At 70.5% G+C, this 9,511-nt stretch carries 8 protein-coding genes; 5 read left to right on the top strand and 3 right to left on the bottom strand.

Annotated features, from left to right (window positions below; genetic code table 11):
- Positions 1–143 precede the first annotated feature (143 nt).
- Entirely contained in the window at positions 144–674 is a 531-nt protein-coding gene (locus ACWGR4_RS27710; RefSeq protein ID WP_452133856.1) for an NUDIX hydrolase, read from the bottom strand.
- Positions 671–2,104: a zinc-dependent metalloprotease gene (locus ACWGR4_RS27705; RefSeq protein ID WP_452133857.1), complete on the bottom strand. Its 1,434-nt coding sequence runs from the start codon at positions 2,102–2,104 to the stop codon at positions 671–673. The genes ACWGR4_RS27710 and ACWGR4_RS27705 overlap by 4 nt, the downstream gene beginning before the upstream one ends.
- A 410-nt stretch (positions 2,105–2,514) precedes the next feature.
- Here ACWGR4_RS27705 and ACWGR4_RS27700 point away from each other — a divergent pair, with 410 nt between their 5' ends.
- From ACWGR4_RS27700 to ACWGR4_RS27685, 4 genes are all read left to right on the top strand, one after another.
- Entirely contained in the window at positions 2,515–3,582 is a 1,068-nt protein-coding gene (locus tag ACWGR4_RS27700; protein ID WP_379997230.1) for an NAD-dependent epimerase/dehydratase family protein, read from the top strand.
- 112 nt (positions 3,583–3,694) lie between these two features.
- Positions 3,695–4,117, top strand: a complete 423-nt coding sequence (locus tag ACWGR4_RS27695) for a molybdenum cofactor biosynthesis protein MoaE (RefSeq protein ID WP_379994737.1) — start codon at positions 3,695–3,697, stop codon at positions 4,115–4,117.
- A 154-nt stretch (positions 4,118–4,271) separates the two neighbouring features.
- Positions 4,272–4,508: a hypothetical protein gene (locus tag ACWGR4_RS27690; protein ID WP_379994739.1), complete on the top strand. Its 237-nt coding sequence runs from the start codon at positions 4,272–4,274 to the stop codon at positions 4,506–4,508.
- 47 nt (positions 4,509–4,555) lie between these two features.
- Complete coding sequence (locus tag ACWGR4_RS27685; RefSeq protein ID WP_452133858.1) at positions 4,556–5,608, top strand: YlbL family protein; 1,053 nt, start codon at positions 4,556–4,558, stop codon at positions 5,606–5,608.
- Positions 5,609–5,630: 22 nt separating this feature from the next.
- Here the strand turns inward: ACWGR4_RS27685 and ACWGR4_RS27680 are convergent, their stop codons facing one another.
- Positions 5,631–6,173 (bottom strand): PPA1309 family protein, encoded by a 543-nt coding sequence (locus ACWGR4_RS27680; protein WP_379994743.1) that lies wholly within the window; start codon positions 6,171–6,173, stop codon positions 5,631–5,633.
- A 153-nt stretch (positions 6,174–6,326) separates the two neighbouring features.
- On the opposite strand from ACWGR4_RS27680, the gene ACWGR4_RS27675 reads away from it, so the two are divergent.
- Positions 6,327–9,407: a UPF0182 family protein gene (locus ACWGR4_RS27675; RefSeq protein ID WP_379994745.1), complete on the top strand. Its 3,081-nt coding sequence runs from the start codon at positions 6,327–6,329 to the stop codon at positions 9,405–9,407.
- The last annotated feature ends 104 nt before the right edge of the window (positions 9,408–9,511 follow it).

The raw sequence follows: 9,511 nt of genomic DNA, 5'->3' as shown, positions 1-9,511 counted from the left end.
CCGCCCACCCGGGGGGGCGCTCCCCCCCCGGCCGGGGTCCCCCGGGCCCCCCCCCCCGCGGGGGGGCCCCCCCCCTACCGCGGGGGGCCCGCCCCTCGGCGTGTCCTCGTGGATTTCTCGTGTCGCCGCGCGGAGCGCGGACCTCAGACCAGGGCGCGGGCCCGGTTCACCAGCGCGCGGACCGAGTCGTCGGTGTCGGCCGGCAGCGCGTCGAACGCGAACCAGCGCAGGTCCAGCGACTCCTCGCTGATCACCTCGATCGCGCCGGGCGGGGCCAGCGCCGCGTACTGCACGTCCAAGTGCACCGCGCACGGTGTGTCGTGCCGGTCGAGGTAGACCGGCGCGCCGTCGGCGAGCAGGGTCAGACCGGCGATCCCGGACTCCTCGTGGGCCTCGCGCAGCGCCGCCTCGGCCGGTGTGCGGTCATCCGGTTCGCAGTGCCCGCCGGTCTGCAACCACCGGAGGATCTTCGCGTGCAGGGTGAGCAGCACCCGACCGCCGGCGGCATCCACGATCAGCGCACTCGCCGTCACGTGCCCGGCGCGGCAGCCCTTGAGCATGCCGTCGTCGTACCTGGCCAGATGCTCCAGGTAGGCCCGGCGCAGCCCGTCGACACGATCGTCGGGCGCGTGCCACGTGGACAACGCGTCGACCGTCGCGACCCGAAGGCTCACGCGGCGGGACCCTTGTCGCCGTCGGTGCCCTTCGGCTTGTCGTCGTCGCCGTTCGCCTCACGCTCGGCGTCGTCGGCTTTCGCCTCGCCCTTCGACTCCAGCGAGTCCAGGTCCGCGTCCAACTCGGCGTCGAGACCGGACAGGTCCAGCTCGGCGTGGTGCACGAAGCCGTCGGGGTCGTCCAGGTCGGCCGCGGTCGGCAGCAGGTCGGGGTGCTGCCACACCGCGTCGCGCCCGTCCACGCCGCGCGCGTCGGCCAGCGAGGCCCACAACCGGGCCGCGTCGCGCAGTCGGCGCGGGCGCAACTCCAGGCCCACCAGCGTGGCGAAGGTCTGCTCGGCCGGACCGCCCGTGGCCCGCCGCCGACGCAGCGTCTCGCGCAGCGCGCCCGCCGAGGGCAGCCGCGGCGCCGCCGCGCTGTGCACGACCGCGTCGACCCAGCCCTCCACCAGCGCGAGGGCCGTCTCCAGCCTGGACAGCGCGGTCTTTTGCTCCGGCGTCTCCTCGGGCTCGAACAGCCCTTGCGAGAATGCCTCCTGCAACGCCTCGGGGTTGCTCGGGTCGATCCGACCCGCGGCCTCCTCCAGGCGGCTCATGTCCACCTTGATGCCTCGGGCATACGCCTCTACGGCGCCGAACAGGTGTTGCCGCAACCACGGCACGTGCACGAACAGGCGCTGGTGCGCGGCCTCGCGCAGGGCCAGGTAGAGCCGCACCTCCTCCTGGGGCAGGGACAGGCCCTCGCCGAACGCGGTCAGGTTGGCCGGCAGCAGCGCCGCCTTGCCCGCCGGACCGATCGGCAGCCCGACATCGGTCGAGCCGACCACCTCGCCGGCCAGCGCGCCGAGCGCCTGGCCCACCTGGGCGCCGAACATCGCGCCGCCCATGCCGCGCATCATGCCGAGCAGCGGCCCGGCCATGCTCTGCATCTCGTCGGGCATCATCTCGCCCATGGCCGCGACCACCCGGGTCGCCAGCGGCTCGACCAGCGCGCGCCACTGGGGCAGCGTCGCCTCGATCCACTCGGAACGACTCCAGGCCGCGGTGGTGCTCACACCGGACGGCAGCGACGTAGCCTCGTCCAGCCACAGCTCGGCGAGCCGCACCGCCTCCTCGACGCCCGAGCGCTCCACCGCGCCGATCGACGCGTCGCCCTGCTGCGCCACCGTCTGCCGGGCGATGTCGCGGGCCAGGTCCCAGTTGACCGGCCCGCCCTCGTAGGAGAGGAGCTTGCCCAGCTGCTGGAAGGCCGCGCCGAGATCGGCCTGATTCATCTGTCCGAAAAGCGCGCCGAACGGGTTGTTCGGGTCACCGCCGGCGGCACCGAACCCGAAGGGGTCGTTCGGATTCGAACCACCGGACCCGCCGCCGGGGCGGTCGGGATCGTCGTCGCCCGAGGGCTTGCCGAAGCCGAACGGGAAGTCAGCCATGGTGGGGCCCCTCTACGTTTTCCATGTGTGCGGCGCCCTCGGGCCCGACCATTCGATGCCGACTCACGGTTACCTCGTCTCGCTCGAGCCGCCCGCCGCCCCGGCCGGAGACGACACCGCGCAGGCGCCGAAACGCGCCTGGCGTGAAGATCACAACAACACCTCCGGCAGGATGGATCGCGGACACTGACAGGAAAGGCAAGCAGTCGCGCGTACCTTTCTTGACGAACCGCTCGTACCAAACTAACCACGGGAGACCGCCAGTGAGTTCCCAGCCCCCACGCGTTCGCTCTGGGCGGAGCGGGCGGGAGAGCACGAGCGAAGGCACCGGAACCGATGCCGCGCAGACCGCTCCGGAGAGCGATCCCCAGTCCTCGGGCCGGCCCGAGGACCAGCCCTCGGCCACCAGTGTGCCCCGGGTGCGCCCGGTCGTCGCGGTCACCGGCGCCGCCGCCGGGCTCGGTCATCGCGTCGCCTCGCTCCTGGCCGCGAACGACCAGGTCAAACGTCTGATCGCGATCGACGAGCGGCGCGGCGAGATCCCCGGCGCGCAGTGGCGGATCATGGACGTCCGCGACCCCGCGCTGGCCGGTCGGCTGGAGGGCGTGGACGTGGTGGTGCACCTCGCGCTCGACATGTCGCTCGACTCCGAGCCCAGGTCCCGGGGCGCGCGCAACGTGCGCGGAACCCAGACCGTGCTGACCGCCGCCGCCGCGGCCCGGGTGCCGCGCGTGGTGTTGTGCACCTCGGCGATGGTCTACGGCGCGCTGCCGGACAACGACGTACCGCTCACCGAGGACGCGCCGCTGCGCGCCACGGCCGACGCCTCGCTGGTCGGCGATCTGCTGGAGATCGAGGAACTGGCCGAGCGCACCCCGCGCGCCCATCCGCACGTCAAGGTCACCGTGGTGCGACCGGCGACGCTGGTCGGCGGTCCCGAGGCGGACAGCGTGATGACCAGGCACTTCGAGGCGCCGCGCCTGCTCGTGGTCTCCGGCGGGCAGCCCCGCTGGCAGTTCTGCCACCTGGACGACCTGGCCTCGGCGCTGGAATTCGCCGCGCTCGGCCGGGTCGAGGGTGTGGTCACGGTCGGCTCGGAGGGCTGGCTGGAGCAGGAGGAGATCGAGGAGTTGTCCGGCATGCGCCGGATGGAGCTGCCCGCCTCGCTCGCCCTGGGCACCGCCGAACGGCTGCACCGCCTCGGCATCACGCCCGCCCCCGCGGGCGACCTCGCCTACACGATGCACGGCTGGGTGGTCTCCGCGGAACGGCTGCGTGCGGCGGGCTGGCGGCCGGCGTGGACCAACGAGGCGGCGTTCGCCGCGCTCCTGGAGGACGTCGCCGGGCGGCACGCGCTGGTGGCCCGCCGGCTCGGCCGCAAGGACGCCACCACGCTCGGCGCGGCCGGTGCCACCGTGGCCCTGGTCGGCACGGCCGCGATCGTGCGCAAGGTGCGCCGCCGGCGCCGGGGGTTCTGAGCCGCGCGGCCCGGTGGCGACCGGGTTTCGGCCCGCTCCGGCGCGGGGTCGCCCGCGCCGTCGGGGGACCGGGGTGTCCGGGTCCGTGGCGCGGCGCGCGATACTGCCCGGTATGGACGTCATCCGCATCGCCGAGATCCGCGACACGCCGTTGTCCGTCGACGAGGTTTTCGCCGCGGTCGGCGACCCCGCCGCCGGTGGCATCGACCTGTTCGTCGGTACGGTCCGTGACGCCGACGGCGGGCGCACGGTCACCGCGCTCGAATACTCCGCCCACCCGTCGGCCGCGGCCGAGCTGCGTCGGGTGATGGAGAAGATCGCCGCCGACCAACCGGTGCTGGCGATGGCGGCGGTACACCGGGTCGGCCGGCTGGCGATCGGCGACCTGGCGGTCGTGGTCGCGGTCGCCTGCCCGCACCGCGCGGAGGCGTTCGCCGCGTGCCGCCGACTGATCGACGACCTCAAGCACGAGGTGCCGATCTGGAAGCTCCAGCACTTCACGGACGGCGACGCGGACTGGGTCGGCGCCTGCTGACCCCGCACGCACCCGCTCCGACGCCCCATTTGCCCCGTTCGCCCCACCCGTTCCCGGGTGTCCCGGGCGCCTCGGAGCAGCGAAAATGCACCATCACCACCACATACATATGATTTAAGCCGTCACCCTCCCTCTCGTGTCGATGGAGTACGTCATGGCGGCTGTCGCATGGTGGTGGGCCATCCCGGGCGTCGCGCTCGTGATCGCCGTGAGCTGGGCCGCGTGGACGGCTCGGGCGTTGCGTACGCCGAGCATGCGCGACTCGATGTCCGCCTTCGAGGAGTGGAGCGCGGCGCTGGACCGGGTGCGCACCGCCACCCCGGTCGTGCACGACCCCACTGTCGAGGCGCCCGACCCGACGCTCCCGGGAACGGTCCACGACAACCCGTGACGGCCCGGCCCGCACCGCAAGAATCCGGGTGCCGTAGGGTCGGGCGCATGTCGCGCCGCACCGCCACCCTGGTCGTCTCCGGGCTGCTGCTCCTGGCCCTGGCCTGCGCCGTGCTGTTCGCGCCGGTGCCCTACGCCGAGTTGAGCCCCGGGCCCACGTACAACACGCTCGGCGACGAGGGCGGCAGGCCGGTCATCGAGATCTCCGGCCACGAGACGTACCCCACGAGCGGGCACCTGAACATGACCACCGTGTCGGTGACCAACAAGTCCTACGACATGCCGCTGCTCGACGCGCTGGCCGGCTGGGTCAAGGGCGACGCGGACGTGGTGCTGAAGAAGTCGCTGTATCCCGACGACAAGTCGGCGGCCGAGGTCGAGCGGGAGAACGCCGAGGAGTTCAGCTCCTCGCAGGAGCACGCCAAGGTGGCCGCGTTCGCCGCCCTGAACATCCCGATCGAGAAGCAGGTGATCGTCTCGACCGTGGCCAAGGACGCGCCCGCGCTCGGCAAGCTGCACGCCGGCGACATCATCCTGGCCGTGGACGGCACGCCGATCACCAAAACCGAGGACGTTGCCGGGGCGATCACCAAGCACAAGGCCGGCGAGTCGGTCACGCTCACGGTGGACCCGGCCGATGCCCGCGGTACCAGGCGCGACGTGCAGGTGGTCACCGGCAGGGCCGAGGACGACGGCCGCGCGCTGGTCGGCATCACCCCGGGCATCCTGCCGAAGTTCCCGTTCAAGGTGGAGATCCACCTGGAGGACGTCGGCGGCCCCAGCGCCGGGATGATGTTCGCGCTCGGCATCGTCGACAAGCTCAGCCCCGGCGACCTGACCGGCGGCAAGTTCGTGGCCGGCACCGGCACCATCGACGACGCGGGCAAGGTCGGCGCGATCGGCGGCATCCAGATGAAGACCATCGGGGCCCGCCGCCAGGGCGCCAAGTACTTCCTCACCCCCAAGGCCAACTGCGCCGCCGCCGCGCAGACCCGGCCGGGCGGTCTGACCCTCGTCCAGGTGGAGACGCTGGACGACGCGCTCAAGGCGCTGGCGACGATCCGCACCAGTCAGGGCACTTTGACGGAATGTCATGCGTGACCGGTGCGGACCCGCTCGACCCCTACTCCTCGTCGGTGTCGCCGAACGTGGCCAGCAGCGCCTCGGCCAGGCCGGGCACCAGGTCCGCGCCGGAGAGCACCTCGGAGTCGTCGTCCTTGGCCCGCAGTCGCACCGCCGACTCGCGCGAGCCGTCGCGCAGCACGCCGACCGCGAGTCGCACCTCCTGGCGCTCCGGGTGCGCCGCCACCCAGTCGTGGATCTCCTCGTCGCTGCCGACGGTGGGCATGTTCGCCTCGGCGGACGGCGGCAACATCAGCCGCTCGACCACGAGCGCGCAGCCGAGCACGGCTTCCGGCCAGGCGATGCTCGCCAGGAACTCGTCGATCGCGACGTGCTCGGGGATCTCCTCCTGCTCGATCGGCGTAAGGGTGTCGATGGGCGCGTCACGGTCGGCGGACAGGCCGAGCTGCGCGGCGAGGTCGGGTTCGGTACGGGCCAGTTCCCCGGTGTCCACGAGCGCGTACAGGCGGGGCTGCTGGTCCCAGCCGTACCCCGCCACGTGGCGTTCGATCTCGACGAGGGCCTGGGTGAGTGCAACGGTCATGCCCCCATCTTCCCGTCTCCGCCCCACGACGGATCACGAGCCTGTATCGGCCGTGTCTGTGGGGAACCACGTCCTGTCTCGGTAAGTTGACCCATCGAGCGCCGACCGGGCGCGTCCAGGTAATGATCGAGGTGCGCACCCTTGGTTTTTCAGATGCCCGAACGAGGCGGCTCAGGTGGCCGTCGGATCAGATTGGGAGCCCCGTCCCGCAGGTCCAGAACACTGCTCCTGACGCTGGCCATCCTCGTGGTGATCGTTGTCGCGTGGGTGCTGTTCGCGAATTTCTGGACGGATTGGCTCTGGTACAAGTCGGTCGGCTACGGAAACGTATTCACGACCAAGCTGTGGACGCGCATCGGGTTGTTCCTGGTGTTCGGTCTGCTCATGGCCGCGGCCGTCGGCGCCAACATCTACGTCGCCTATCGGCTGCGTCCCGCGTTCCGCGGGATGTCGCTCGAACAGCAGAGCCTCGACCGCTATCGCTCGGCCATCACGCCGTTCCGTAGCTGGCTGCTGATCGCGCTGTCGGTGATCATCGGCATCATCGCCGGAACCTCGGCGTCGGGGCAGTGGAAGACGTGGCTCCAGTTCGTGAACGGCGTCTCGTTCGGCGCCAAGGATCCGCAGTTCCACAAGGACGTCTCGTTCTACGCGTTCGATCTGCCGTTCTATCGATTCCTGGTCAATTTCGCGTTCGTCGCGGTCGTCGTCGGCCTCGTCCTCGCGGTGATCACGCACTACCTCTACGGCGGACTTCGGGTGCAGAGCCCGGGGTCGCGGGCCACCCCCGCCGCACAGGCGCATCTTTCGCTGCTGCTCGGCCTTTTCGTGTTGTTCAAGGCCATCGCGTACTGGCTGGACCGCTATTCGCTCGCGGTTTCGTCCGGTGATTTCAAGCAGGCCTCGCAATTCACCGGCCTGCGGTACACCGACGCGCACGCGGTATTGCCGGCGAAGACGATCCTGTTCATCGTCGCGCTGATCTGCGCCACGCTGTTCTTCGTCAACGTGTTCCGCCGCACGTGGGCGCTGCCGATCATCGGCTTCGGCCTGATGGTGCTCTCCGCGGTGCTCATCGGCGGGCTGTACCCGGCGATCGTCGAGCGGTTCCAGGTCAAGCCGAACCAGCAGGCCAAGGAAGCCAAGTACATCGAGCGCAACATCGCGGCGACGCGGGACGCGTACGGCATCGACGACGTCAAGCCCGAGGCGTACGCGGGCAACGTCGACGCCCGACCCGAACTCAAGGACGAGGCCTCGGCCACGGCCAGCATCCGGCTGCTCGACCCGAACATCGTCTCGCCGACGTTCAACGTGCTCCAGCAGCTGCGGCAGTACTACGCCTTCCCGGCGACTCTCGACGTCGATCGCTACATGATCGGCGGCAAGATGCAGGACACGGTCATCGCCCTGCGCGAGCTGAACCCGAAGGGCAACCAGAGCCACAACTGGGTCAACGACCACACCAAGTACACCCACGGGTACGGCGTGGTCGCGGCCGAGGGCACCGCTCGCGACCCCGAGGGCAAGCCGGTCTTCATCGAGAAGGACATCCGGACCGACGCCCAGGAGAAGACGAGCCCGAGCCCGATCGGTCCGTACGAGCCGCGCATCTACTTCGGCGAGCAGACGACCGAGTACTCCATCGTCGGGGCCCCCAAGAAGGCCGCGGCGACCGAGGTGGACTATCCGCTCGACAACAGCCCGACGGGTCAGCAGACCTATACGTATCAGGGCAAGGGCGGCGTCCCGATCGGCGGCACGTTCAACAAGCTGCTGTACGCGACGAAGTTCCAGGAGGGCAACATCCTGCTCTCCGACTCGATCAACAAGGATTCCCGGATCCTGTACAACCGCACCCCCAAGGAGCGGGTCGAAGCGGTCGCGCCGTGGCTGACCATCGACGGTGACCCGTATCCGGCCGTGATAGACGGCAAGGTGCAGTGGATCGTCGACGCGTACACGACCAGCAACGGCTATCCGTACGCGACCCGCACCACGCTCGGCACCGCCACCGCCGACTCGCTCAACGCCGAGGACCGGGCCCGGGGCGCCGTGGGCAACACCGGCAACGTCAACTACATCCGAAATTCGGTGAAGGCGACCGTCGACGCCTACGACGGCTCGGTCAAGCTCTACCAGTGGGACGAGAAGGATCCGGTCCTCAAGACCTGGATGAAGGCCTTCCCGAACACGGTCAAGAAGAAGACCACGATTCCGCCCACGCTGATGGAGCACCTGCGCTACCCGCAGGACCTGTTCAAGGTGCAGCGCGATCTGCTGACCCGGTACCACGTGACGGACCCGCGGACGTTCTTCAACGGCTCCGACTTCTGGAAGGTCCCCAAGGACCCGACGGGCACCGGGGTCGGCGGCGCCGACCAGCCGCCGTACTACCTGTCCATGAAGTTGCCCCCGGCCCCCGGCGACGGCCAGGCCCAGCAGGCGAAGAATCAGTCGTTCCAGCTGACGACCACGTTCGTGCCGAGGGAGCGGCAGAACCTCGCGGCGTTCATGGCCGTCAACTCGGAACCGGGGCCGGACTACGGCAAGGTCAGACTGCTCACGCTGCCCTCGGCCACGGCGATCAACGGGCCGGACCTGATGCAGAGTCAGTTCAAGTCCGACTCGTCCGTGATCGGGCTGTTGAACGTCTTCCAGATCGGCAACTCGAAGGTCGTCTTCGGCAACCTGCTGAGTCTTCCGGTCGGCGGCGGCATCCTCTACGTGGAACCGGTGTACCTCCAGGCCAACGCGGCCGGGTCGTATCCGGTGCTGCAGAAGGTGCTGGTGTCGTTCGGCGGGAAGATCGCGCTGCAGAACACGCTGCCGGAGGCGTTGGCGGCGGTCTTCAACGGCGAGGCGACACCCGCTCCGCCGAACACGGGGACACCGCCGAACACAGGGACGCCGCCGAACACGGGGACGCCGCCGAACACCGGCACCACGCCGCCCGGTACGGGGACCCCGACTCCGCCGGCGCAGAACCCGACGGTCAAGCAGGCGCTGGACGAGGCCAACCAGGCTCTCAAGGATGCCGACGCGGCGCTGAAGGCGGGTGACTTCGCCAAGTACGGCGAGGCGCAGAAGCGCCTTCAGGCGGCCGTGGACCGGGCCCTGGCGGCCGAGCAGGCGGCGAAGAACCCGCCCGCGGGTACCGCGTCCACGCCGCCGGCGAACGGGACGCCGCCGGCCAACGGGACATCGGGGAGTTCGGCTCCGCCCAAGCCGTGATCGTGGTTGGGTGAGCGCCGCGACGGGCCCGTCCCCTTCGGGATGCTTAGCATCCCTTCGGGGGCGGGCCCGTCGTGTTATCGATTTGGTGTGCGGCTCCGGGT

The sequence above is a fragment of the Embleya sp. NPDC055664 genome, from assembly GCF_053618075.1.
The sequence above is the reverse complement of the archived record's forward strand: the minus strand, read 5'-3'. Positions and strand labels throughout refer to the sequence as shown.